The organism is Photobacterium alginatilyticum, assembly GCF_009910675.1.
Classification (GTDB): domain Bacteria; phylum Pseudomonadota; class Gammaproteobacteria; order Enterobacterales; family Vibrionaceae; genus Photobacterium; species Photobacterium alginatilyticum.
Map to the genome: position 1 here is coordinate 55,110 of NZ_RSEJ01000026.1, position 25,959 is coordinate 81,068.

General features: G+C 47.7%; 22 protein-coding genes, 1 tRNA gene, 1 pseudogene and 1 riboswitch. Of the genes and pseudogenes, 15 read left to right on the forward strand and 9 right to left on the reverse strand.

Going from position 1 to position 25,959, the window contains the following annotated elements:
* Window positions 1–300: 300 nt before the first annotated feature.
* A complete protein-coding gene (locus EIZ48_RS21270) occupies window positions 301–726 on the reverse strand; it encodes a GrdX family protein (protein ID WP_160656005.1) in 426 nt (141 codons plus the stop codon).
* A 386-nt stretch (window positions 727–1,112) separates the two neighbouring features.
* Between EIZ48_RS21270 and EIZ48_RS21275 the strand changes: the two genes are divergently transcribed.
* The 5 genes from EIZ48_RS21275 to EIZ48_RS21295 all read left to right on the forward strand — a co-directional run bounded on the left by EIZ48_RS21275 (window position 1,113) and on the right by EIZ48_RS21295 (window position 7,807).
* Window positions 1,113–1,204, forward strand: a tRNA-Sec gene (locus EIZ48_RS21275).
* Window positions 1,205–1,528: 324 nt separating this feature from the next.
* Window positions 1,529–2,896 (forward strand): L-seryl-tRNA(Sec) selenium transferase, encoded by a 1,368-nt coding sequence (gene selA, locus EIZ48_RS21280; RefSeq protein ID WP_160656007.1) that lies wholly within the window; start codon window positions 1,529–1,531, stop codon window positions 2,894–2,896.
* Window positions 2,893–4,698, forward strand: coding sequence for a selenocysteine-specific translation elongation factor (gene selB / locus EIZ48_RS21285; protein ID WP_160656012.1), 1,806 nt, complete (start codon window positions 2,893–2,895; stop codon window positions 4,696–4,698). Before selA ends, selB begins: the two co-directional genes overlap by 4 nt.
* A 233-nt stretch (window positions 4,699–4,931) precedes the next feature.
* Entirely contained in the window at window positions 4,932–5,879 is a 948-nt protein-coding gene (locus EIZ48_RS21290; RefSeq protein WP_160656015.1) for a DUF4382 domain-containing protein, read from the forward strand.
* 212 nt (window positions 5,880–6,091) lie between these two features.
* Window positions 6,092–7,807, forward strand: a complete 1,716-nt coding sequence (locus tag EIZ48_RS21295; protein ID WP_160656018.1) for an NAD-dependent malic enzyme — start codon at window positions 6,092–6,094, stop codon at window positions 7,805–7,807.
* Between the two features lie 79 nt (window positions 7,808–7,886).
* Here the strand turns inward: EIZ48_RS21295 and EIZ48_RS21300 are convergent, their stop codons facing one another.
* Window positions 7,887–8,219, reverse strand: a complete 333-nt coding sequence (locus tag EIZ48_RS21300) for a DUF3392 domain-containing protein (RefSeq protein ID WP_160656021.1) — start codon at window positions 8,217–8,219, stop codon at window positions 7,887–7,889.
* Between the two features lie 178 nt (window positions 8,220–8,397).
* Between EIZ48_RS21300 and arfB the strand changes: the two genes are divergently transcribed.
* From arfB to EIZ48_RS21320, 4 genes are all read left to right on the forward strand, one after another.
* Complete coding sequence (arfB, locus tag EIZ48_RS21305) at window positions 8,398–8,811, forward strand: alternative ribosome rescue aminoacyl-tRNA hydrolase ArfB (protein WP_075766080.1); 414 nt, start codon at window positions 8,398–8,400, stop codon at window positions 8,809–8,811.
* A gap of 92 nt (window positions 8,812–8,903) precedes the next feature.
* On the forward strand, window positions 8,904–9,353 hold the full coding sequence (locus EIZ48_RS21310) for a hypothetical protein (RefSeq protein WP_075766078.1): 450 nt from the start codon (window positions 8,904–8,906) through the stop codon (window positions 9,351–9,353).
* Between the two features lie 73 nt (window positions 9,354–9,426).
* Window positions 9,427–10,323 (forward strand): aspartoacylase, encoded by an 897-nt coding sequence (locus EIZ48_RS21315; RefSeq protein ID WP_160656023.1) that lies wholly within the window; start codon window positions 9,427–9,429, stop codon window positions 10,321–10,323.
* Between the two features lie 143 nt (window positions 10,324–10,466).
* Window positions 10,467–11,321: a DMT family transporter gene (locus EIZ48_RS21320; protein ID WP_160656026.1), complete on the forward strand. Its 855-nt coding sequence runs from the start codon at window positions 10,467–10,469 to the stop codon at window positions 11,319–11,321.
* Between the two features lie 8 nt (window positions 11,322–11,329).
* On the opposite strand, the gene EIZ48_RS21325 is transcribed toward EIZ48_RS21320, so the two are convergent.
* The 5 genes from EIZ48_RS21325 to EIZ48_RS21345 all read right to left on the reverse strand — a co-directional run bounded on the left by EIZ48_RS21325 (window position 11,330) and on the right by EIZ48_RS21345 (window position 16,506).
* Window positions 11,330–11,653: a DOPA 4,5-dioxygenase family protein gene (locus EIZ48_RS21325; RefSeq protein WP_160656029.1), complete on the reverse strand. Its 324-nt coding sequence runs from the start codon at window positions 11,651–11,653 to the stop codon at window positions 11,330–11,332.
* 151 nt (window positions 11,654–11,804) lie between these two features.
* Complete coding sequence (locus EIZ48_RS21330; RefSeq protein ID WP_160656033.1) at window positions 11,805–12,539, reverse strand: glutamine amidotransferase-related protein; 735 nt, start codon at window positions 12,537–12,539, stop codon at window positions 11,805–11,807.
* A 6-nt stretch (window positions 12,540–12,545) separates the two neighbouring features.
* Window positions 12,546–13,709: an iron-containing alcohol dehydrogenase gene (locus EIZ48_RS21335; protein ID WP_160656036.1), complete on the reverse strand. Its 1,164-nt coding sequence runs from the start codon at window positions 13,707–13,709 to the stop codon at window positions 12,546–12,548.
* A 5-nt stretch (window positions 13,710–13,714) separates the two neighbouring features.
* Window positions 13,715–15,127 carry an aldehyde dehydrogenase family protein gene (locus tag EIZ48_RS21340; protein ID WP_160656039.1) on the reverse strand — a complete coding sequence of 471 codons (1,413 nt, stop codon included), beginning with the start codon at window positions 15,125–15,127 and terminating at the stop codon, window positions 13,715–13,717.
* Window positions 15,128–15,138: 11 nt separating this feature from the next.
* Window positions 15,139–16,506 carry a glutamine synthetase family protein gene (locus tag EIZ48_RS21345; RefSeq protein WP_160656042.1) on the reverse strand — a complete coding sequence of 456 codons (1,368 nt, stop codon included), beginning with the start codon at window positions 16,504–16,506 and terminating at the stop codon, window positions 15,139–15,141.
* A 210-nt stretch (window positions 16,507–16,716) separates the two neighbouring features.
* On the opposite strand from EIZ48_RS21345, the gene EIZ48_RS21350 reads away from it, so the two are divergent.
* From EIZ48_RS21350 to EIZ48_RS21360, 3 genes are all read left to right on the forward strand, one after another.
* Window positions 16,717–18,120, forward strand: coding sequence for a tryptophanase (locus EIZ48_RS21350; RefSeq protein WP_160656045.1), 1,404 nt, complete (start codon window positions 16,717–16,719; stop codon window positions 18,118–18,120).
* Window positions 18,121–18,275: 155 nt separating this feature from the next.
* Complete coding sequence (locus EIZ48_RS21355) at window positions 18,276–19,094, forward strand: c-type cytochrome (RefSeq protein ID WP_160656047.1); 819 nt, start codon at window positions 18,276–18,278, stop codon at window positions 19,092–19,094.
* Between the two features lie 154 nt (window positions 19,095–19,248).
* Window positions 19,249–19,935, forward strand: coding sequence for a DNA alkylation repair protein (locus EIZ48_RS21360; protein WP_160656050.1), 687 nt, complete (start codon window positions 19,249–19,251; stop codon window positions 19,933–19,935).
* Window positions 19,936–20,010: 75 nt separating this feature from the next.
* Here EIZ48_RS21360 and EIZ48_RS21365 read toward each other — a convergent pair whose 3' ends face one another.
* Window positions 20,011–20,706, reverse strand: coding sequence for a MaoC family dehydratase (locus EIZ48_RS21365; RefSeq protein ID WP_160656053.1), 696 nt, complete (start codon window positions 20,704–20,706; stop codon window positions 20,011–20,013).
* Between the two features lie 556 nt (window positions 20,707–21,262).
* Between EIZ48_RS21365 and EIZ48_RS21370 the strand changes: the two genes are divergently transcribed.
* The 3 genes and pseudogenes from EIZ48_RS21370 to add all read left to right on the forward strand — a co-directional run bounded on the left by EIZ48_RS21370 (window position 21,263) and on the right by add (window position 23,939).
* A complete protein-coding gene (locus EIZ48_RS21370) occupies window positions 21,263–22,372 on the forward strand; it encodes a serine hydrolase domain-containing protein (protein WP_160656133.1) in 1,110 nt (369 codons plus the stop codon).
* Between the two features lie 119 nt (window positions 22,373–22,491).
* Window positions 22,492–22,704, forward strand: a pseudogene (locus tag EIZ48_RS21375) (alternative ribosome-rescue factor A); the annotation flags it as partial.
* A gap of 114 nt (window positions 22,705–22,818) precedes the next feature.
* Window positions 22,819–22,918: riboswitch (purine riboswitch) on the forward strand.
* 25 nt (window positions 22,919–22,943) lie between these two features.
* The gene (add, locus tag EIZ48_RS21380; RefSeq protein ID WP_160656060.1) at window positions 22,944–23,939 is read left to right on the forward strand and encodes an adenosine deaminase; all 996 of its coding nucleotides are present in this window, start codon (window positions 22,944–22,946) and stop codon (window positions 23,937–23,939) included.
* 68 nt (window positions 23,940–24,007) lie between these two features.
* Here the strand turns inward: add and EIZ48_RS21385 are convergent, their stop codons facing one another.
* Window positions 24,008–25,363 (reverse strand): alpha-amylase family protein, encoded by a 1,356-nt coding sequence (locus EIZ48_RS21385; RefSeq protein ID WP_160656063.1) that lies wholly within the window; start codon window positions 25,361–25,363, stop codon window positions 24,008–24,010.
* Between the last annotated feature and the right edge of the window lie 596 nt (window positions 25,364–25,959).

The window sequence follows — 25,959 nt, forward strand, 5'->3', positions numbered from 1 at the left end:
GTTAGAACTTCTTTTAAGGGGGAGAGTTATCCTCAGTGCCTGTAGGTTCTTCATCAGTAGGAAGCTAGTCATCACCGTTAACAGCTACGACTGTATATGAGTGGTGATAGTTCAACATCAGAGAAAGTCCTTCCCCTTGTTCAATAAATTATTGGGATCGAGAGAGTTTATAAAAGGGGAAGTTAGATGGGGTCGGTAATTCCTGGCTCAACGATGGTTTAATAACCTGAAGCTGGAGATAGTAAGCTGGTGAAAGGATCCCCGCCATGGCGGGGATAATGATTTGGAGAAAGGGGAGGGCTAGTAAATACCCTTGAAGCCAAGAGAATCGAGGCAGGATTTGATCAGCTGCAGATCGATGAAACGAAAATCAGTTTGTTGTTTTTCGGGGAACCGGGTATCAATCTCTTCATCGGTTAGAGTCAGGTGTGTTGGGTTAGCTTTGCATAGCGCCTGGTAACGTTCGATGGTCTGCTCGATAAGGTTTAATGATTCCATATCCAGCTCGTCATGGTTATTAAGCACGATGATACTGCGATAGGGTGTTTCATGCGGTTTAACACTTCCTGCGAGAGGGTGGGAGATAATTTTCCCGCCAAGATGTACTTTGTCTCTGGTAAGCATCAATACATCTTCAATATGATTTCTGGATGTGCATTGTATTTTGGTGTTTAGCTCAGCAATGCTTGGGTTGTTAGTAATTATTTCGAGTCTATCGTATCTCATGCTTATCTCCCTAAATAACCAAGCCAATGAAAAAACAAAGCTTTATTGGTTATAAATTGTTCTGTTGGTAGCGGTTATTATAATAAAAAGATCAATTCTAATAGCAGGCAAATATCTTGTTTTTGTTATTTGTTAATCAATATTAGGATATCTAATGACACTCATTAATTTGTTAAAGGCTAATGTGAATGGTTTGTGATTTTGCTGTTCTATTTCTGGGTAAATAAATGTGTTACTAGCGGGATGTGACGGCAAAAAATGTTAGCTAGTTAACCAAAATAGAAATAAGTTTCATATAAAATCATCTTTGCCGGAAAGGTCACAGAATGACTGTTAAACACTTTCAAATCATAATCTTATTAGGTACATTACACCCATCGAAACGCGGAAGTGGATGGGGTCTGGTGGCCCTCCCGGTCTTCAAAACCGACGTGAGCTGAATAGGCTTTGGCAGGTTCGATTCCTGCTCCTTCCGCCAACTCTTTTTAACGTTACAGTCAGTTGATTGTCCATTCAAAAACGTTATAGAGACTAATTTTTTAGAACGAGTATATATAATATTCATATACTTGTTTACTCAGGGTTAGAAGAATGACGGTGACAACGTTACTCGCCAACTAATAATAGAAAATTAGTTTTTATCATTATACTTGTCCCTGAAATCTTCCTTGTGTTGCCCCCTGAAATAATCAAAACATTTTCTTTAATGGTTTCTTGGTTAATTATCAAAAGTTTATCAGTGTGGTCTGCTTTTATTATTAGTTAAGTTTCTGTTTTTATTAATTCCAATCGGGGCTTGATTATGACAGTAAGCACCTTATCTTCCATTCCACAAGTTGAAAAAATACTTCAGCAGGCTTTTTTGTCACCCTATATCGAGCGGTTGAGCCGTCCGGTCGTGACGGATATAGTCCGTGAGCAGGTACAAGCTTATAAAAAGAAACACTTAAGTGACCCAGATGGTGTGCCTTTTTCGGTAGAGCAGCTGTACCATTATATAGAGCAGGGCTGTTGGGTTATGAACCAGCAGCGATTGCAGCGGGTTGTCAACGGCACCGGCGTGATCGTTCATACCAACCTTGGGCGTTCGCCGTTAGATGCCGAGATCTGGCAGAGTGTCGGCGAGGTCAATACGCACTATAACAACCTTGAAATCGACCTTCATACCGGTAAGCGAGGAAAACGCAAGGGGATGTTGCAGCAGTTAATGCAGCATCTGGTGAAAGGCGAGGATACGCTGGTCGTCAATAATAATGCGTCGTCAATCTATCTGATGCTGCATGAGTTGGCGAAAGGCAAAGAGGTGATTGTCTCCCGCGGTGAGCAAATTCAGATCGGTGGCGGCTTCCGTATTCCAGATATTCTGGCGCTCTCTGGTGCCAAGCTGGTGGAAGTTGGCACGACGAACATCACAACGGCACAGGATTATCTTGATGCCGTAACCGAAAATACGGCGATGGTGCTGATTGTCCATACCTCCAATTTCAAGATCCGAGGCTTTACGGAATCTGCCGATATTAAAGAGCTGGCAAGGGATCTCCCGGATCATGTCGTGCTTGCCGTCGATCAGGGCTCGGGAACCACGACTGAAGATATGCCGGATGAACCTACCGTTGCCAGCTATATCCAGGCCGGTGCTGATATCGTTTGTTTTTCTGGTGACAAGATCCTCGGTGGTCCGCAGGCCGGGTTGGTTACCGGTAAGCAACCGTTGATCAGGCAGCTTGAGAAAAACCCGATGATGCGTGCGTTCAGGCCAAGCCGTATTGTGTATTCATTGCTTGAAGAGCAGGTGGTTCGCAAGCTTAACCAACTGGAAAGCGGTCATGGTGTTGCTGAAAACAAGCGCTCGATTGGTGAGGCGGAGCTTGAACAAAGAGCCCGCTTACTGGCAGAAGGTTTTGGCGACCAGATCCGGGTTGTTAACTCGGAACTAACCGTGGGCGGTGGTTCGTTGCCGGATCAAAGCGATCCTTCCTGGTCGATTGAGATCGTCACAGATAACGGACGAAACAAGCGCTCTGCGGAAAAACTGCTGAAAATCATGCGCAGCTGGCCACTGCCGGTGATCGGCGTTATCAAGCATGACAGGGTGCAGTTAAATCTCGCCACTATTGAAGAATCTGAAATTCCGTATCTACGTAGCCAGTTGGCGGAGGTGTTGCTATGAGTTATGTCGTTGGTACCGCCGGTCATGTCGATCATGGTAAATCGGCGTTAATCAAAGCGCTGACAGGCATCGATACTGCGCACCTGCCGCAGGAAAAGAAGCGGGGAATGACGATCGATCTCGGCTTTGCCTACTTCAAGCATCAAGACGGCACGCCTGTAGGGGTAATCGATGTACCGGGCCACGAGCGGTTTATCCGAAACATGGTGGCCGGGGTGTGGAGCCTCGATATGGTGCTGTTTGTAGTTGCAGCCGATGAAGGCTGGATGCAGATGTCGACTGACCACCTTAAGGTGATAGCATCTATGGGGATCGACAATGTTACCCTGGTTATCTCCAAATCTGATTTGGTCGACGATGACATGCTTGCGTTGGTCGAGGAAGAAGCGCTGGAGCAGTTCCTTGAGATTGCTGGCTTTATTCCGGACTCTGTGGTGGTATCGGCCCATCAGCAAAAAGGGATCGACGAGCTTCGCCAGCATATCTGCCGCAAACTGGATAATCATTCGAATGATGCTCGTCAGCAGACAGCCGTTCAGCGTCAGGCTCATTTGTACATCGACCGTGTATTTACGGTCAACGGCGTGGGCACGACAGTAACGGGAAGCCTGTGTGGCGGTGAATTTCATGTCGGACAGAAGCTGATTCTTCAGCCATCTGGCAGGGAAGTGCAGGTGAAGAGCCTGCAGTCTTATCACCAGAATATCGAGACAGCCCAGCCGGTTTCCCGCGTTGCGATTGCGCTGAAAGGTGTGAAGAAAAAAGAAGTCGAACGTGGTTTTTGCCTTATGGCCTCGAAGGAGTCCGGCTTTATTGTTGATGAAGTGATTGTTCGCCTGGATGGCATGTTGTTTGAGAACAAGTGTCGTAACAACAGCGAAGTCGAAGTGGCGTTCGGTACGTTTAATACCCTTGCCAAGATTTTTGTCTTCAAGGGTACGAATCTAGCTCGTTTACGCTTGAAAGAGCCGGCCTGCTGTTTCTGGAATCAGCGCGCGCTGCTTATTCAGCATGGTGGTAGTAGTATCATAAACTGCGGGGCAGTTGTCTGGGGAGGCGAGGTAGCCAAGCAGCACCGCAACAAACTGTATGATTTGTTAATGGCAATGCCAGATCAGCCAGCATGGGAAGATTATGTCACCATTAACATGTCCCTGTATGGTTACGCCAAGCGTGGTGATCACCAGCTTGATGAATCTGGCTATAAAGCCTGTGGTGATTGGCTCTTCACCGAGGAGTGCTATAACAACTCTCATCAGATGCTCGAATCAATCCTCAAGCAAGAACAGATTGATTTGTCCGTCAACGAGCTAAGCGGCAAGATCCAGTTGCCGATGAATGTATTGTCAGCCTTGCTGCAGCAGCTTGTCGAAGAGGGCAAACTAAAGCAGAGCGGCGAGCTTTTCTCGCTTGGCAGTGGTCGTAGTGAAGCCCAGCTTTCTCCAACGGCAAAGCAGATTTTAGAGCGAATGAGCCAGGCTGAAAAGCAGGGCTACGAAGCGGATAAGGAAAAGATCCCGGGGGCGCAGAAAGAGTTGCGAAATCTGGTGCGCCTTGGCTTCGCTGTTCCGCTTGAAGGTAAGATTTACTATGAGAAAGCGCTTTACGACGATCTGGTTAACGACATTATCGAAGGACGGGAAGTCAATGAGCGTTTTAAGATCTCCGATGCCAGGGAGCGAACCGGTTTGTCGCGGAAGTATATGATCCCAGTATTGAACCGGATGGAATCCGACGGCTGGATCAAACGAGTCGAGAATGATCGCCAGGTACTTCGGGCTGCTGAAACGGCATTAGCCTAATTTAGTTCTTTAGATACGCTGTAGCTTTATTATTAGGAAGCCTCACACTGTGAGGCTTCTTTTTTACAAGCAGTAGCTAGCTTGTTGAGAAGCGCATTTTTGCTTATCTTTTGCACTGTTAGGCCGTTTTGTAAAATCTCTGTCAGACTTGCGCCAAATGGGAACTTTTGGTTTTGAATACTGCATGAGTCTGGGTATTCTTCGGGCAGAATTATTAATTGAGAGTTTAATCAATGCGAAAGTTGGTTGTTGCCAGTGTAGTGGCTTTGGCGTTAGCGGGGTGTAATTCAGGTTCATCAGATGGCAGTAGCAATACTGGTCAGTTCAACTTGGCGTTTTCAGATGCGCCAGTCGACGGTCTGAGCAAAGTTTGTGTTGCCTTTGATAAGATCACGGTGCATCACACAAACGGTGGCGAGTCGAGCTGGGGAACAACGTCTTTTGCCTCAGATCAAAGTTCGGCGGAGTGTATTCCTGCTGGTCTTGCAATTCCGCAAGATAGCGATGGAAACCCGGCGTTTATGGTCATCAACCTGATGGCTTATCAAGGCGAACAGTCACTGCAGGTGTTGAGTGATGAGCAGATGGAAGCCGGCCAATATACTCAGATGCGCCTCTCGGTGCTTGAGAAAGGGAGTTACACTGATGGGACTCCGTACTCACATGTCGTAACAGATACAAGTGCTACTGAAGGGATCCGTGTTCCAAGCGGCGAGTTAAAACTTGATGGTTTCGATGTTCAGGCAAACGCAACTCAAGCCTATACACTGGAATTCGATTTGCGAAAGAGCATGGTCGAAAATGCTAATGGCTACCAGCTAAAACCCCGTGGCGTACGTTTGGTGAATAATGAGAATGTCGCCACGATTTCTGGTGACGTTACACTGGGTGGCGGAGCTTGTGGCAACAACATTAATGATGCATTCGTTTATGTTTATACCGCGCCTACCGGTGGTGTTCATGGCGATCTGGGATCGGCCAATGAACCTTACACGTCTGCTGGAGTTGACTCGGTGTCTGGTAAGTTTGAAGTCGGATATGTACCTTTAGGTAGCTATGACGTTGTCTTGGTATGTAACGGCAGTGAAGATGACCCTGAAAATGCAGGGGACCAGTTAACAATCGATTCTAGCTTTGCTGACGAAGTACTGACGGCCAGCGGCCGAACGTTCACTTTCTAGTCATTGAAAACCCGCTATTACAGCGGGTTTTCTTTTAAATTATCACTATAAAATCAACTAATTATTCTCCGAATATCACATTTTTCATCCAGTTAAGGGCGTAGAATCTTTCGTTATCTCCTAAAGGAGTCAATATCAGCCCTCCAATTGTCTGTCATCGCCGCAGGACATTTATGAGGACTGATTGTCGAAAATAAGACTGGAGGGATACCATGACGATAGGCAAATACCTGCGTTGGAAAGATGAAAATGGCAATGAATTCAGACCTGTTTCTCTAACCGGAACAGAGCTGCTTAATGACCGGACACTCAACAAAAGTACTGCATTTACCTACGAGGAAAGAGAAGCTTTTCAGCTGAGTGGCTTGTTACCCCCGCGTGTTCAGACCTTTGATGACCAGCTTAACCGTGTCTATGACGGTTTCAGAAATGCATCGACGGATATCGAGAAGTATCTGTTCCTGCGTGCCCTCCAGGATCGAAACGAGACATTGTTCTATGCCTTGCTGTCTCGCCATATCGAAGAGATGACGCCGATCATCTATACCCCGACAGTGGGCAAGGCGTGTCAGGAGTTTAGTCACCGTTACCAGAAAGCGCGTGGTTTATACATCACAGAAGACAACGTCGATAATATGGGCGAGCAGGCCCGTCACTTTACCGGTAAAGACATCAAAATTATCGTGGTAACAGACAGTCAGGGGATTTTGGGACTGGGTGACCAAGGGGTTGGCGGCATGGGGATCCCAATCGGTAAGTTGTCGCTCTATACCTTGGGGGCGGGGATCCATCCTGCTCACTGTTTGCCGATTGCACTGGATGTGGGTACAGACAATCAGGATCTGCTGGACGATCCTATGTATCTGGGTGTACCTCGCAAGCGTATGCGCGGTGAAGAATACAAAACCTTTATCAAGAAGTTTGTACGTCAGGTGAAGCAGCATTTCCCGAAAGCCGTGTTGCAATGGGAAGATTTCAGCAAGTCGAATGCGTTTGATAATCTGGCCGATTACGAAGACTTCCTGCCTTCGTTCAATGATGATATTCAGGGCACGGGCTCGGTGGTACTTGCCGGTATTCTGGGCGCAGTCAAAATCAAGGATGAGTCACTCGTCGATCAATCGTATGTGGTTTACGGGGCCGGTGCCGGTGGAGTCGGGGTTGCCGATCAGATTTATGCTGGTTTGTTGAAGGAAGGCTGTTCTCATGCGGCAGCGCGAGACAAAATCTTCATTCTCGATTCTCAGGGGTTGGTCTTTGATGACCGTGAAGGGTTGGATGAATATAAGAAGCGTTATGCCAAGCCGCGCTCGATTGCAGAGACCTGGCATACCGAAGTGCTCGGCAAAGTATCACTGACAGAGTTGATCGACAATCACCCGGTTACGGTTTTGTTGGGAACCAGTGGCATTGGCGGTGCATTCAAAGAAGAGCATGTCCAGAAAATGATGGAGTATACCAAGCGTCCAATGGTATTCCCGCTATCCAACCCGACAGCAAATTGCGAGGCACTTCCGGAAGATATCTATAAGTGGAGTGACGGGCAGGCTATCGTGGCGACAGGTAGTCCGTTTGATAATGTCAGCTACAACGGCTTTGAATACCGAATTGGGCAGGGTAACAATGTGTTTATCTTCCCGGGTGTTGGCCTGGCAGCCATTGTTTCTCGTACCAGGAAGATCAATTTGGATATGTTCACCATGGCTTCTTATGCACTGGCCGAATGTGTATCCGAAGAAGATCTGGCAGCGGGTTGCGTTTATCCGCGGATCAGTGAGCTGAAAGATGTCTCGTTGCGTGTTGCGACCAGCATTCTTTCCAATATGCAGGCGACGGATCCAAACAGCATTTTGCGAGGCAAAGATGTCGAGCAGGAGCTGGCCGAACATATGTGGGAACCGGCCTATTTGCCATACCGCAGGGTGTGATCATTGATTGTTAAGATATAACCAAAACCCGGTATCAATGCCGGGTTTTGTTTTATCTGCGGATTAGAAGCTAAGTGTACTAAACCTGCCTGTTACGCTGCGCCCACGAACCGACAAAGACAAAAATCGCGACGACAAGGCAGATTAACCATTGGTTGGGTATGTGACTAAGCTGCTTGGCCAGCCAGGGAGAGACGGAAACAATCAAAAAGCCATACCCGAAGGCGTTGACCAGGATAAAGACTAGTGTACGGATGATAAAGTTGGTGCCGGAAAGTTGCCGTCTCAGTACCCGGTTAATATCGGCACCGAAAACAACGAGCAGACAAGCGACTATGGCCGTGGAAATTTCGCTTAGCCAGGGGCGAATAAACTGACCTGAGTCTGTCAGAAATTCAATCAGTAAGTTCATGGATATAACTGTAATAACATGTGATTTTGCAAAGAATACTGGTTCTCCATGAATGTCTATACTGTCATGGAACGAGCCTGTAAGCATGATCACATTTGGCTTGCTTTCAAAGGATTACTGGATCAGTGATATAATCGAGGTTTGAATACCTTTTCGTTATAGGTTTGTACTTCTTTCCATGTTAACTATCTCCAATTCTGTCCAGCTCGCTGAGTGGGAAATCGAAATGTCAGCTATTCGCGCTCAGGGGGCGGGAGGCCAGAATGTGAATAAGGTCTCCAGCGCGATTCATCTTCGATTTGATATAAAGCGTTCATCCCTTCCTGCTTTTTATAAAGAACGCTTGCTGAAACTCTCTGACCACCGTATTACAAAAGATGGGATTATCATCATCAAGGCCCAGCAATATCGGACTCAGGAACAGAATAGGGAAGATGCATTATTACGGCTCAAGGAGTTGATCCAGGCATCAGTTGTCCAGCAAAAAGCACGACGGGCAACCAAGCCGACTAAAGGCTCCCAGAAACGCAGAATGGATAAAAAAACGCAGCGCGGCCAAACAAAGACCCTCAGAGGTAAGGTTAAGTTTTGAGCAGGTTAACAGTTTGATTCTTTAGTCCGTGAAAGATTACTGAATAGGGTTTAATTTCGTTCCTAACATAATGATATGTAAAGGTGATATGGATGTCAGAGAAGAAAACATGCCAGTTGCTTCAACTGTATTTGCGGGAGTCAGAGCGGGTCAGGCTACTGGATTTGGATGCCTTGCCAGAGCTTGACTCAGGCGAACAGGCCAATATGCATGAATGGCTGTCCAATAAGCGAAATTTCTCACTTGAAGAGATAGCGTCCCAGCAGTGGCTGAAAACCTGTAGCGCCGGGTTTGTTACCGAGCTGACGTTCTTTCCGGACGGTTCGCTTAACGAATACACGCTATTTAACCGCCAGCAACATTCGGGCTGGTGGGAGCTGGTAGACGGTGTGATAGAAATGGTCATCCATAAAGGTGAAGATCTGTTCCGTTGTGCTGTAATAGCCAATCGAACCGTCAATATTCACTCGGCGATCGAGTATAAAAACGACGAGTTGCATTCTTATTTAAAACTGGCACAAACCCGACCTGTCGAAAATTAGTCAGTTTCACTGGCAAAACGTGAGTGAAACTGGTATTCATTTCAGTAGATTATGACGAGTGAGAGCCAGGCCTGTGAATACAAGGACGAATACAATTAATTCGGTTGCTGTTGTCGGCGGCACGCATGGAAATGAATTCAGCGGGATTTACCTGCTTCGCAAATGGCAGCAAGATCCACAACTGATCGCCCGAGACTCCTTTGCGACCCAGACTGTTTTTGCCAATCCGAAAGCGTTTGAAGAAAACAAGCGCTATCTTGATTGCGATCTGAATCGACAATTCAGCTTTGAAGATTTGAACAACCCTGAACTGGCTAATTACGAGCAGAGTCGGGCGAAGGCTATCAACCTTCAGATTGGCCCGAAAGGAAACGCCAAAACAGACTTCATCATCGACCTGCACAATACCACCAGTAATATGGGGCCGACACTGATCCTGCTGCAGTCCGATGCGTTTAACCGCAAGATGGGTGCCTACGTTAAGGCAAAAATGCCTGAAGCCGTCGTGGTGCTGGAAGATCAGACATCGGTTGATGAGCATTACTTCCTAAGTTCAATTACCAAGCAAGGCGTGATTGTTGAAGTCGGCCCGCAGTCTCAGTCAGTGATCCGCCAGGATGTGCTCGACTGGATGGAAGAGATGACCCTGCACATTCTTGATTATGTCGAACTGCACAATTCAGATTCTCTGCCGTCATTGCCTGCAAGCTATGAAGCATTCAAATATGAAGAAACGCTGAAGTTGCCCGAAGATGACAATGGCGAGCGTATCGGTATGGTTCACCGAAATGTCCAGGATGCTGACTTTAAGCCGATTCGTTCGGGAGACCCGATATTTACCCTATTTGATGGTAAAGAGATTTGCTGGATTGGTGACTATGAAGCCTACCCGCACTTTATCAACGAGGCGGCGTATTACGATAATAATTTAGCGATGTCATTGGCCAAGAAGGTCATTGTCGAGCTGTAGCAGTCGAGCTGTAGCAGTCGAACTGTAACGCGTAGCGGGTGAAACACAGCCATACTATAGAGCAGTTCCCAACATTGGTGGGGGCTGCTTTTTTATTCTTCTGCCCCCCTGTGAATCAGATTACGAAGGTGTTGGTTAGATAAATGACACAGGATGAAAAGCCATTCTCAAGAGTGATGGCGGTGACTACGCTCGCAATGCTGGCATTTGCCGGAAACTCATTACTAAACAGGGTGGCGTTGCTGGAAACAGACATCGATGCTGCCACTTTTACCACTATCCGTCTGGTTTCGGGAGCTGCGGTATTGTGGCTGATTTCCATTCACAGAAGCAGTGCTCAGCCAGCCGAAGGGAACTGGCTCTCTGCTCTTGCCTTGTTTGTCTATGCGGCAGGTTTTTCGTTTGCCTACATCAGTTTGTCGGCTGCGACCGGCGCATTATTGCTTTTTGCTGCTGTGCAGACAACCATGTTGGGGTATGGGTTGTGGCAGGGGGAAAGGCTAACGGCGGTTCAATGGTTAGGCTTTGGCTTTGCTATCAGTGGGCTGTTGGGGTTGCTGCTACCCGGTTTATCAGCCCCACCACTGGTGGGCTCGGTATTGATGCTCGCCGCTGGCGTAGCCTGGGGGATATATTCGATCAAGGGGAAAACAGCCGGTGATCCGGTTCTAGCTACCACGGGTAATTTCCTCCGGGCAGTCCCTTTTACTCTCGTGTTGAGTATCATCATGCTCGGCAGTTTTTCTCTGGACTGGTCCGGGGTGGGGTATGCGGTCTTGTCTGGTGCTATTGCGTCGGGTCTTGGTTATGTGATGTGGTATAGCGTTCTCCCTGCATTGCAGGCAACAACCGCTGCTACCGTTCAGTTGAGCGTGCCAGTAATAGCCGCAATTGGTGGTGTGTTATTTCTTGGGGAGTCGATTTCACTACGTTTGTTCCTGGCATCGATTGCTATTTTAGGCGGTATCACACTGGTACTTCGCCACAAAGGGAAATAGTTTTTCCATTAATGTTGCCCGAATATTTCTGTGCGAACACTGAGCCTTTCGCCAAGCCAGATGGCATCGCGGGTATGATCGGCGAGATGATTGCCGGTAACCGGGTGGATCAATACAGAAAGCCCGGCACGATGTTGTTCGAGCCATTCGATGAAACCAAATTGGTTATCGTTGAAGTGTACCTCGAACATGGGCTTTACATGAGGACCAACTTTCTTTTTCACCAACGGAAAGATTGCGGTGGTATCCGCTCTGCTTAGTCGGATTTGCTGATGGATTTGTTCAGCAAGTGACTGTTGGGAAAGGTTAAAATAAATATGAGCATGGTACATTGCTGTTTCTCCTGCAGTTATATAAAACCGGGCATTTATCTGTTTGATATAACCAATTGTAGAGAAACTGATACCGACCACCATCACTACAGGTAGAAGAAGATGTTCAAATATTTTGAATAATATATTTGGACCAGCTCTAGACACTTAGTCAGTGAGAGAAGTTCAGGTGTCGTAGCTTGATAAAGTTAATGATCCATTGGGTGACAGCTAAATGGTCGGTAGGTTGGCTCAGTGAAAGTAAGGCGTGTTCTGAGACTTGCGGTGGATAGTTATCACGTCTTAATTTGATCAGATCGTGGCTGTATTCGGGAGTAAACTCCGGGTGTCCCTGAATACCAAGAAAGTGACTGCCAACCTGAATCATTGCACAGGGGCAAAATTCACTGCCAGCCAGTACCCGTGTATGCTTGGGTGGTTCAATGACTTGGTCCTGATGGCTGACCAGCAGTGAGTAGCTTTTCTCTTCTGTTGTGAGCCAGCTATGTTTGCTGACTTCGTCAAGTTGAAGCTCCACCTCGGCAACGCCAAGCCCCCAGCCTTTGTCCGAGCGACAAACCTCGCCGCCAAGTGCCCTGGCAATCATCTGGTTGCCGAAACAAATGCCGACAAAAGGAATATGTTGTTGGTACAGCTGGTGGATGAAGGCTTCAAACGTGCGGATCCATCTGATGTCATCGTAGACGCTGTACTTGCTGCCTGAACTGATATAGGCATCGCACTCATCGAGTGAGCCCGGATATTGGCCGTCGATAACCCGATAGAAGTGGAGTTCGATGTCAGAGCCGACCTGGCGAAATAGCTCGCTAAACATTGCCGGATAGTTGCCGTGCTTTTTTTGCAACTCGGGCCTAACGTCGTCACAGAGTAAAATGCCCAGTCTCATAGTGCCTCAGTCAGTTAGCTTGCCGCTAACGGCACGACAAAAGATATCCGCATATTGCGCGGCGTCGAACGAAATAGGATTACCCGGTGCGGCCGCATCTGATGCCGCCATTTCACCGATACGCTGTGATTGTTGGTTATCGATGCCAATTTCAGCCAGGGTATGAGGAATGCCCAGCTCGTTTCGGAGTGAGATCACCCAATCCATGACACCGTCAAAGTCAGGTTCGGACAGTGCAAGGTATCGGCCTAGCCTGGCCATTTTCTCATTAATTCTGGGTCGGTTGGCTGTGAGAACATATGGCATCAGTATGGCATTGAGCAGACCGTGGTGTTGGTTATATACCGCGCCTAATGAATGAGCGAGGGCATGCATTGCGCCGAGTCCTTTCTGGAAGGCGGTAGCTCCCATTGTGGATGCCACGAGCATTTGGGTGCGGGCCTGAATATTGTTTCCATCGAGATAGGCGACGGGAAGATAGTGCATGATCATCCGCATGGCCTCGAGGGAAATGGCCTCGGCCATCGGGTGATAGGACGGAGAGCAGAAGGCCTCCAGATTATGTGACAGGGCATCCATTCCTGTCGCAGCTGTCAAAGGTTGGGGCAGGGCGATGGACAGAGAAGGATCAAGCAAGACGTGAACAGGCATCATCTTAGGGTGAAAAATGATTTTTTTTACCTGTTGGCTTTCATCGGTGATGACGGCGGCACGGCCGACTTCCGATCCGGTACCTGCAGTGGTCGGTATGGCGATCACTGGCGCAATAACATTGGCATCGGCTTTCTGCCAGTTGTCTCCCTTATCTTCAAACTCCCAGAGCGGGAGAGACTGATTCGCTGCCAGTGCAATCGCCTTGGCGGCGTCTATACTGGAACCTCCGCCAAAAGCAATAATGCCGTCATGTTTTCCTTTCAGATAATGGTGGATCCCGGCTTCGACATTCTGTCCGGTTGGATTTCCCTGAACGCCGTGAAATATCTGAATCTCCAGATCAGCATGGCGACATTGAGCAAGGGCATTTCGAACCATTTTACTGTCAGCCAGGACAGGGTCCGTTACCATTAAAGGCTTATGGATGCCGGCATCTTTGCAGTATTGGGCAAGTTGGTCAGAACAATGCTCACCAACGGTAATTGCGGTGGGATAGTGCCAATGTGCCTCGAGCATGACGGTTACTCCTGAGGGTGCTTGATGTGAAATGATTTAGGCCGGGTCAGGGTTTCAAACCCCAGTTTTGACAGGGCGCACCCGCGCCCGGAGTGCTTAACGCCCGCCCAGGCAAGCGCCGGATCAAGGTAGTCGCATCGGTTGACAAAAAACGTACCAACGTCCAGTTGTTCCCCTAGCTTTATGGCCTGCTTGGTATCGCGGGTAAAAATGCTGGCGGTAAGCCCGAATTCGCTGTCATTCATCAGGGCGACGGCTTCATGATCGGAATGCACTTTCTGTACGGCAACGACAGGGCCGAATGTCTCTTCGGTCATGACTCGCATCTGATGAGTCACATCAGTCAGCAACTGAGGGGCTAAATAGGGTGTACCCGGTTTGCTGGCCGGAAAGTCGGATTCATTGAGGTGGGCGGTTGCGCCCATCTCGATGGCCTGCTGGATATGAGCCCTGACAAAGTCGGCTGCGGCGGTTCGCACCAGGGGACCGAGGGTCGTTTCGTATTCGAGCGGCGAGCCAAGTTGATACGTATGAATTTCCTCTTTGGCACGACTGACAAACTCATCATGAACTGTGGCGTCGACGTAAACACGCTCGATACCGCAGCATGATTGTCCACTATTGAACAGAGCGCCATCGATAACAGTGGCTACCGCATGGTCCAGATCGGCATCGGCACGGATATAGGCAGGATCTTTGCCGCCCAATTCCAGCCCGATGTTGTGGAAGTGGCCGGCAGCTGCTTTCTCGACCATCCGCCCTCCAGAGACCGAACCAGTAAAGACCACATGTTGTATTTGTTCGCTGGCAATAAGCTGTTCGGTATCAGTATGGTTAAGAAAGAGGTGCTGGAACACGCCTTTGGGCAGCCCGGCCTCATCAAAGGCCTGCTGCAGTCGCTCAGAGCATAGTGGCGTTTGTGACGAGTGCTTGAGAATCACACTGTTTCCTGCCAGCAGAGCCGGTATGATCGAGTTGATAGCGGTGAGGTAAGGGTAGTTCCAGGGGGCGATGACAAAAACCGTGCCGAGGGGCTCATGCTTGATATAACGGGTAAACCCCGGTTTTTCGTTCAGGGTGATAGGCTCAAGCGCCTCGTCGCAGATGGAGATCATATAGCGAGCACGCTCTTCAACGCCTCTTAGCTCGCTGTTGCTGTAGCGAATCGGGCGTCCCATCATCCAGCTGATCTCGCAGGCAATCATCTCTTTGTGGGTCAGCAGGGCGTCAATGGCTTTGGTGCAATAGGCTTTCCGTTGTGAGAGCGGTGTTTGTCGCCAGTGACTTTGCGAGATGTTTGCCCGCTCCAGCGTAGCTATGATGTCTTCCTGGCTGGCTAACGGCTGGGTGACAACAATGCTATTATCCGCCGGGGAGACAGTTTGTAAGATTGCGTTTTCATCAGGTTGATGTGTCATGCCTGCTTGCCTCAGATGATTTCGAAGTAGCGGTTGAGTTCCCAATCAGTAACATGCTTTCTGAATTCTCTGTCTTCCCATTCTCGGGATGCTGCAAAATGGTCCACAAAGGCATCACCAAACAGCTCGCGAGCTGCCTGCGACGCTTTGAAGCGCTGGGTGGCATCCCATAGGGTACGAGGTAATTCCAGCTCTTCAGGGTGAGGCTGCTCATAGGCATTGCCGGTAACAGCGTCATAGGGCTCCCATTCCCTTGCAATACCATACAGGCCTGAGCCCAGGGCAGCGGCTAGGGCAAGGTAGGGATTGGCGTCTGCGGCGCCAATTCGGTATTCAATTCGCTGGCTTTTGGCAGAGCCTGAAATTACTCGAAGGGCAGTGGTTCGGTTCTCGATCCCCCAGGTGGCATCAGTAGGCGCCCAGAATCCCGGGATCATCCGGCTGTAGCTGTTGACGGAGGGTGCAATCATACACAACAGTTCGGGCATCAGCCGTTGCTGGCCGGCGAGAAAATGCCGTTGGGTTTTACTCATGGTATGGGGTTGGCTTGAGTCAAAAAAAGCTGACGAACCGTCTTTGTTCATTAATGAAAGGTGAATATGGCCGCTCTGACCGGGATAATCATTGCTCCACTTCGCCATGAAGGTCGCCAGTAAATTCTGCTTTTGCGCCAGCACTTTCATGTAAGTCTTAAATAGTGCAGCCTTGTCTCCTGCGGCTTCGGCGTGGTCAACGGCAATCGCAGCTTCGATCACACCGGGCCCCGTTTCCGAGTGGATCCCCTCTATCGGAAAATCCATGGTTTCGGCCATGGCAAGAATGCTTTTGTATAAATCCGAGTAGGTTGAGTTACGGATCATGGAATAGCCAAACCAGTCGGGGGTGACGGTTTCTAAGTTTCTGAAGCCTTTCTCTCTGGCGGAGTGCGGGGTTTCATTGAAGAGAAAAAACTCATACTCAAGGGCGGCTATGGCATCAAAACCCATCTCTCCGGCTTTGTCGATTACTCTTCTTAGCATGGCTCTGGGGCAAATCGATTCAGCCGGACCGGCAAATTCTGCAATAAATAACAACATTCCGTCTTCATCGAGGACGTCTCGGCAACTACCTGGAATAATACGAACGGGGGCATCGGGGTAGCCGGTATGCCAGCCGGTGTATTGGGTATTGTCATAAAGCTGATCTTTGACATCCCATCCAAGGACGACGTCACAAAAGGCGAACCCGTGCTCGAGAGAAGAGAAAAATTTGTTTTTGGACATGTATTTGCCGCGCATGACACCGTCATTGTCAAATAACCCGACTTTGACGTGTGTGAGGCCGCGGTCGTTAATAATGGCTTTGGCGTCGTCGATCGTCTTGACGTCTCTTGGTTCCATATTGCAGGCATCCCTGTTAACTGTAAGAGCAGCCGGATAATCTTGTTGGTGCCTTATGAGTTTCCTAAGTCGTCTTAAGCTCAGCTTGGCTCAATAAGGTTTTATAGGTGGCTGATATATTTAACGTAGGAAGGCGAAGGGTATTCGTCAACTTAAGGAAGGCAGGGATTTGCCTTACGCTATAGTTAGCGGTGAGGAGAGGAGGCGCCGATGAAACGTATTCCTGAGCCCTTTCGGATAAAAATGGTAGAGCCTATTCGGATGACAACGTTGGCGGATAGGCAAGAAGCTCTCATGCTGGCGGGATATAACCCCTTTGCGCTGAGAAGCGAAGATGTTTACATCGATCTGCTGACCGACTCCGGTACCGGTGCTATGAGTGATTCACAATGGGCCGGATTAATGCTGGGTGATGAGGCTTATGCGGGTTGCCGTAATTACTTCCACCTTCAGGCTGCTGTTGAAGATATTTTTGGCTACCATGACTTTGTTCCGACACATCAGGGACGTGGTGCCGAGCAGATACTGTTTCCGTGCCTGGTTGAGAAAATGCGGCAAGAACGCGGTGGCACGCAACCGGTATTTCTTTCGAATTTCCATTTCGATACCACGGCTGCCCATGTGGAGTTGTCTGGGGCCGTGGCCATTAATTTAGTGGATGATAGGGCATTTGATACTGAGCTTGCCTATGACTGGAAGGGCAATATTGATCTAGAGAAACTGAAAGCATGTATTGCTCATTATCACGCGGAGAATATTGCGGGGATCATTGTCACTATAACCTGTAATAGTACAGGGGGACAGCCGGTGTCAATGGACAACCTGAAAGCGGTTTATCAGGTAGCCAGGCAGTATCAAATTCCGCTGATCATGGATTCGGCCAGATTCTGTGAGAATGCCTGGTTTATCAAACACAGGGAAGCTTGTTATCAGGACCATTCGATTAAACAGATTGTTGCTGAGATGTACCAGTATGCCGACATGCTAACGCTGTCAGCTAAGAAAGATCCTATGGTTAATATCGGTGGGTTATGTGCTATTCGCAATGATCGAGCCTTGTTTCAGGATGTGCAAACCCGCTGTGTACCGATGGAAGGTTTCATTACTTACGGCGGTATGGCTGGCAGGGATATGGAGGCGCTTGCACGCGGTCTCTATGAAGGGTTAGATGAAGATTATCTGACCTACAGAATTAAGCAGGTTGAGTACCTCGCTTATCGGTTACAGCAGGCCGATGTACCGATCCAGTTACCTGCCGGTGGTCATGCTGTTTTTGTCGATGCAAAAAAGATAGTGCCGCATATCCCGGCAGAACAATTTCCTGCTCAGGTATTATGTAATGCGTTGTATCTGGAGGCCGGGATCCGTGCGGTTGAAATAGGATCACTGCTAGCTGGTCGTGACCCTGTCACAAAAAGGCAAAAACCATCACCTGTGGAGTTTTTGCGTCTTACCATTCCCCGCCGCGTATATACCAATGATCATATGGATTATGTCGCTGACGCGTTGATCAATGTAGTCCGTCAGGCGAATAACTTATCCGGACTGGAGTTTGAGTACGAAGCGCCGGTACTTAGGCATTTTACCTCGACATTTAAACTAGTGAGCGGATAGCTCAAAATTCGCGAACAAATCAGTACAATCCGTGATGTTACTTCCAATAAGTGCAAGGTTTAGCTTCCCTTAGCTGTTACTGACTATATTCAAAGTAAATCAAGTAATTAGTAAGCATCCTAACCAATAATCGCGATGGAGAAGGGGGCACGACAATGATGCGTTCAACTTTATGGATGAAGTGCTTTTCAGTGTTATGTTTGTTGTGTGTATGGTCGGCAAGTGCCTATTCAGCGAAGCTTGTTTTTTCGGAAGAAGGGGAAACTGTTAATGCGTTGACGCTGAGGGCAATGAAAAAACAATTACTGACACATCAGATAGATATTTATGATCCCCAATACAAGAAAAACAAGCGATATCTGGCCTTTGCCCTGCATGATGTTATGGCATTGGCTTACGGAAAATCGTGGGAAAGTAAGCTGAGTACCGATGTTAAGTTTGTGGCGCTTGATGGCTACCAGGCAGTTTCGCCTTTCGATAAACTGTTAGAACAAGGTGGCTATATCGTATACCGAGATGCGGAGCAGCCTGACTGGGAACTCATTGGTCACAACCAGTCAAACCCCGGGCCTTTCTACATGGTCTGGACTGGCGACAAGCAGACACCTAAGCAAGCCTACCCATGGCCTTATCAGTTGGCGGTAATTGATACGGTTGAGTTTAAGAATCAATACCCGGCATTGTACCCTCAGCAAGTTAAAGAAACGACGAATGTATTTGCCGGATTCAAATTATTCAAAGACAGGTGCATGAAGTGCCACGCATTAGATCAGCAAGGGGGAAAGGTTGGTCCTGATTTGAATGCCCCAATGAATATCCTCGTCTATCGAAGTCCCGAGATATTGCGGGAGTACATTCGTCAACCATCGAAATTCCGCTATACCCAAATGCCTGATCATACCGATCTTAGCTTCCAGCAAATTGATAGTATCCTGGAATATTTGGCCTACCAGGGCAAAGCCGCTAAACGTTGAATACCATTTTTAAATGGGGAGACTCAACGTCCAGTAAGCTCAGCAGGATTGCTGAGCTTATCGATTGAAACTGCGTGATAAAAAGTAGTTTTCCGCTATTCCTAACTGTGTTCCAATACAAAAATAATAATAGTTAGTTGTAAAGGAAGTCCTTATGTCTCTGATCATTCCCATGGTGATCTTTATGCAGCAGCGCATGGCTGAAGCAGGCAATGCCGAGGATGCAAAGGCGATGCAGGCATATATGAAGACGGACCAGCCGTTTTATGGTGTAAAGGCACCGGAACGTCAGGCCATTTTTAAACAGGCTCGCGAGCACACTAAAGTCGGCACATTTACAGATTATAGCCGCCTGGTTCTCTGGCTTTGGTCAGGAGAGAATCGGGAGGAACAGTATTTGGCTATGGATGTTGCCGAATACTATAAAGCCTTTCGCACTAAGGAAGCATTTGAAATCTACGAGGAGATGCTTCTAGAGGCTGACCATTGGGATACCGTAGATAAAATTGCATCTAACCTTATCGGAGGCCTGGTTAAAGAACACAGAGAGCTGGAGGAAAAGCTCAGAGAGTGGCGTGTATCCGATAACATGTGGTTGCGCCGAGCTTCGTTGCTGGCCCATCTCAAGCATAAGTCTGAGACGAATGTCCCTTTACTGGAAGAGACTATCTTGATGCTGGCAGATGAAGAAGAGTTCTTTATTCGAAAAGCGATTGGCTGGGTGCTGAGAGAATATTCCAAAACCGATCCTGATTATGTCTCAGGGTTTGTAGCGCGCAATGAAGGTAAGCTATCTGCACTAAGCAAGAAAGAAGCATTAAAAGTGATTGAAAAAGTGTAGCGCCCAGGTACTGATATTGAAAAAGGCCATCTTGAGATGGCCTTTTAACGTCTGGGTGGTACCGTCCGGCTTCGTTTAGAAGTGCAGGCGGATCACAGATTCAGCGACACAGCCCGGACGGCGCACGCCCTCAATCTCAACGGTTAGTTCCTGAACGATTTCAAGTCCACGCTTGATAGGTGTAACAGACTGAATTTTAGTGCTGGCACGTACACGGTTACCTGCTTTTACCGGATAAGGGAAGCGTACCTGATTCAACCCGACATTAACGGTCATCTTCGCCGTCGGGAACTTCTGGTTGTCTGGATCAACACTATCAGTCAGCACAGAAAGTAGCGACAGAGTTAAAAAGCCATGGGCAATCGTGGTTTTAAAAGGTGACTCTTCGGCCGCACGCTCTGGATCGGTGTGGATCCACTGATGGTCCTCAGTAACATCTGCGAAGCTGTTAATACGGTTTTGATCGACTGTCAGCCATTGACCGACATGAATGACTTCACCAAGGGTGTCATTCAACTCATTGAACAGTTTTTCCGCTTCAGGCTTCATTACGATTGGCGCAGGCTGGGCAACAGGCTCAGCAGGTGCTGCTATATCGTCATTGGATGCCAGTTTATGATCTTTTATTAAAAGACCGATTTGGCTATTGTTTGCCTTATTTCTAAGCTCAAGCCAGTAGTCACGCAGGGAAGGTGATAGGAAATCTTTAAGTTCGAACGGATGTACTGAAAGAACATCACGCTTCTGTTTAAAAAAATCGACTACATTCATGACTATGTGACCTTATTAATATGTGTCTTGAAGTGGCTGAGGCTGTGTATTGTAGCGGTTATGGCCAACAATAAAAGTCATTTTGTGCCCTGGATCTCACTTTCAAGCTCATCCGATGAGTGTTTCTTTTTATTTATCAAGTATATATGAACAACGCAAAGATAGTGCAAATGATCTAAAAATTGACATAACTATCACGTAAACGGTATGAGTTCTCAATAAAACACTATTTTCAGCGAACACTTGTACACAATAAATATTATTTTCAGCGAACACCTGTACACAGTTTGGCTATTTTGAGCGCACACTTGTAAGCAGTAATTATTAATTTAGTTGAATTAGTAGCAAATAAATGCGTCATGTTAAAAAAGAACAATAAAATAATCATAGAGGAAAAATAAGTATATTTCTTGAACTATTTTCTAATAAATGATTTTTTTTGTTCTATTTGCTGACACTTTATTGTTATCGAGTTTAATTCTCAATTCAGAGAAGATAATGTGCTGCTTTTAGGCGCTAACCTTAGTGAAAATTCGATAAGGTTGGTGTATCTGTGATGTGCAGATTGTGGTCTGTCTTCCTTCTCTTGCTGCCTTTGGGGGCTGGTAACGCAGCCCCCAAAGACGAGATTGTTTTCGCACTCGATAGCTATGTGAAAAAGTCAGTGAAAAAAGGGATTCCCGGTGCATCACTGGCTGTCATTATCAATGGCAATATTCGCCTGCTGCGTGGCTACGGGGTGACTAAAGCCGGTGGCAATAAGCGGATAAACTCAGCCACGGTATTTCCGTTGGCATCGATATCGAAAACATTTGCATCGGCAGCAACGTCGATATTGGTTTCCAAGGGGCTAATTGAGTGGGATACCCATGTCATACCTTATCTCGACAATATTGAGTTCAGTGATCCTGCTCTGGGTAAGAGCGTCACATTAAGGCACTTGCTGTCACATACTACCGGGCTGGTTCCTCAGGCCTACTCCGATCTGCTGGAAGACAACGTGCGCTATACCCGCATACTCCGGGCGTTAAAGCGAGTTAAGTTCGTGTGCGATCCCGGAAAGTGCTATGGCTACCAAAACGTGGTGTATAACCTCAGTGCCGACATGCTGGCTCAGGCCGCGGGGATGGATTTTCCCACCTTGGTCAAAGAGCAGGTTTTTATTCCGCTGAAAATGAACCATGCGTCGTACGGGCTGGATGAGTTCGAGCAGAGTTCAAATCGCGTTGTTCCGCATGTCAAAGTCAAGTCTGGCTGTGCCGCGGTGAAACCCGCGCCTTATTACTACAAGGTGCCGGCTGCGGCAGGGGTTAATGCCAGCGCACAAGATCTGGCAAAATGGATGCTGGCCCAGTTTGGCCATAATCCGTCGGTACTGCGCTCTTCGGCCCTGGAGGTGATGCATAAGCCCCACATACGGGCAAATCAGTACCGTTATCGTGCCAAGCTGAGCAATGTTTATTACGGGTTGGGCTGGCGGACTTTTGATTACAAGGGGGTCACAGGCTTTGTTCACCATGGCGGGTGGGTGAAGGGGATACGAACTGAAATGGTATTTAACCGCCACACCCAAACCGGCATGGTCTTTCTGACCAACTGCGAAACCAAAGTTGCCAGAGAGATTGTGCTGGAGTTTCTCGACCTTTATAAAGAGTATCTGGAGTGAATACAGGATCAGGCGTTATGCGTTTTTTTGCTTCCAGCCATTGATGGCGGTAATATTTACCCCTGAGGTAGATTGTGTGTTTCTATCTCGTCAACGATTCTTATTAGAGGAAAGATATCATGGGCAAGAAAAAGAAGTTACAGCTGGTGGAGAATATCCAGCTAGCTGAGCAGAATGAGCAACAGACCGAGCTAGGTCGCGGTACGATTCAGGACAACGCCCTGAAGGCGGCTGTGACAAGCAAATTGTTTCGTACCCGTGTCGTGAAGGCGAAAAAAGGGAAGGGTAGCTTTCAGCGCAAGGGTAAGCACGGAGGGCGAGAGTCCTATTCAATAGCAGCATAGTTGCTGTTATCGCATAGGGTTTTTCCCTGTACTATAATTATTCATTTTAGCCATCTCAGATGCGCTAACCGTATGGATTGCAGGTAGTTAATCACAATGATAGACTCCTCAGCCAACTTGCTTCGTATAATCCCAATGATATGGTTTGGGAGTTTCTACCAAGAGCCTTAAACTCTTGATTATGAAGTCTGTAACTTTATGTACCATTTGAATAAAGGTAGAGACTCATGAACTACTTCGACCTGCCCAAAATAGATCTTCACTGCCACCTAGACGGTAGTGTTCGCCCGCAAACGATTATTGAACTGGCTCACCAGCAAAACCTGCCTCTGCCAAGTGAGGATATCAGTGAGATTAAAACACTGATGGTTGCCCCTGAAACATGCCAGAACCTTGATGAGTATCTGATGCGTTTTGAACTGCCGCTTTCTGTGATGCAAACAGAAGAAGGGCTTGAGCGTATCTCGTTTGAAGTGTTTGAAGATGCTGCCAAAGAGAACGTCAAGTATTTGGAAGTTCGCTTTGGTCCTATGCTTCATCTGCAAAACGGCCTGACCTTTGACCAGATCATTGGCAGCGTTGTTAAAGGCATGAAGAGAGCAGAAGAGCAGTACGATATTCATGGCAATTATATTTTGTCGATTCTGCGTACCATGCCGAAGGATCGTATTAACGAAGTCATTGATGCCGGTGCCAAGTACCTAAATAACGGTGTTGTCGCTTTCGATTTGGCGGGAAGTGAAGTGTCTGGCTTCTGTCATGAATTCATTCCATATGCTCAGTATGCCATCGAGAAGGGATATCGAGTGACTATCCACGCGGGTGAGCAGGGCGACGGCCAGAATGTTCATGATGCTGTATCGCTATTGGGCGCAGAGCGTGTTGGCCACGGTATTCATATCAAAGGCCACCCGGAAGCTTATGAGCTGGTCAAGAGTGAGTCTGTGGCGCTGGAAACATGTCCTAGCAGTAACATCCAGACTAAGGCCGTTGATAACCTCAGCAGCCACCCGATCAAGTCTTTCCACAAAGACGGTGTACTAATCACCATCAACACCGATAACCGTACTGTGTCTAACACGACGATGACAGATGAAGTGCGCAAGGTCGTGGATGAGTTCGATCTAACCCGTGAAGATTACTTTGCTATCTATAAGGTCAGTGTTGAGCACTCCTTTGCGGCAGATGCAGTGAAGCAGCATCTGATGCAGTACGCAGAATAACGATCTGTTTATTCGAAAAGGGCCAGACATCATGTCTGGCCCTTTTTGTATCTAAAGCTGCTTTGGAATTAGAGAGCAAGCATCCGTGCAGTACGAGCAGGTACTGATAGTGTGTGATAGCGTGAGCTGATGGTTTCGCTATGGTTGCTCAGCTTATCTTTGTATGGCAAATACCAGTTGAACTCGAACTGGTTGGTATCAATGGTGTAGGAGCGCTCTTCGCCACACTTGTTGATAGCGACAAGCCCTTGTTTCTCACGTTTGAATACCAGCAGGCACTGATCGCTGTACAGCGTTTGCATTGTCTTGCCCTGCATTTGGTTATGGAAGCTGATCATGGCAGTCATATCACTGCGGTTCCATACACCTTTCCAGCGTCCATTGTCCTTGTCTTCGTTGGCAGGCAGCGCATCGCTATAAATTAGCGGTGTACCACCGTCTTTACCCAGAATATACGCATAGGCAAGATTCTCGTCAGTCGGATCCATGATCTGATAGCGGAAGCCGTCATTAGTCGGAATATCGTGGGTAATGGTAAAGGTAACGGCTCGATCATTGGATAAAGCCTGACCATAAGCCTGTGGATCATGAAGCACAGTCATGCTTCCGTTTAACGAAAAAGCTGAACGGATTGAGGCAAAGAGAGGGAAGTCGTAGGCACTGTGGTTGGTGTCGTTCAAATAGGGTTCCAGGAACGCATGGTAATCGTTACTGCCCTTGCCACCGCTGGTGATCACTTCGCCAAAGACATGCATGCCTGAGGTGATCTCAGGGGTGAAGACTTGAGTGATCTGGTAGTTGCTCATGTGCTTGACGGCATCCACCCGAAAACCGGATATCCCCATATCTTTAAGCGCCTGAAGATAAAGCCGTTGCTGCCCGACAACCCAGTTGTTTGGATCAAGATCCGGCAAACCGACATCGCCGTTGCCACCACACAGGCGCCAGTATTGTACATGCCCCGGATTGCTCCAGTCGGTGATGCATCCTGCAGGGTGGAAGTCGTTGGCAGAGAACTGACCAAGGCTGAGATCACCAAACAATTTCTGCCGATTCACATAGTCTGTGTTTTGGCTATATTGGGCAAGCAGTTCGCTGCCAGGGTAATTCAGATCGCTGCGTTTCCAGCTCTCGTTAGCCATGTGGTTGAGAACAACATCGGCATAGACACCGACACCTTCTGCTTTTAGTGCGGCAATCAGTGCCTGCAAGTCCTCTTTGTTGCCAACAGGTGAATCAATTAGGCGAATGTCTTGAGGCTGGTAACGTGCCCACCATTGATCACCGGTCGATTTTAACGGCGGGGAGATGAGTACTGTCTTGTAGCCGGCTTGTGCGATTTCTTTTGCCTGACTGGTGATGTCACTGTATTTCCAGTTAAAGGCATGAAGGATGGTATCGGCATGTGCCTGGGAAGCAAACATGCCAGCGCCTAGTAGTGCGCTAGCGCTTAACAGGCTCACTTTAGTTAGCTTGTTAATCCCCGAAGTTTTTATTGAGTTAGTGGTTGCTAATGTAGAGTTGAATATCGTCATTGTTGTGCTCTGCTTTGTTATTGGAATAGATTGGAGATTATTTATTAATCTGGTGAATGATTAGCGCTTTTTTATAAAGGTGAGAGCAATATCTCGAACGGTAGTGATGAGGTTATCAATAGTGTGAGTAGATGAACGTTATGTAGGGATGAATATTTAGGTCAGTTGTGCTGAAGGAGTGTCAGTATAGCATTGCTATTGGATGAATATATTGAGCTAGCTCTATAATGTTGAAATGGCACAAATAATTTGGATGAAGAAATATCCGAGATGATTCGTACCATCTGCTGTGCAAAGTTGCCCGTATCATTACCTTCTGGCAATGATTACAGTGAGGTATAGAGTTATCTTTACTTGCTCCTGATGGAGGGTTATCAGTCAGATTAGTCTGTGTATTTTTTCTTGGCGTTAGTCTATACCTTTACTGAGCATTAATTCCTTATACGACACGCTACAGGGATTATAAGACGATCCCCAGTAAGGAG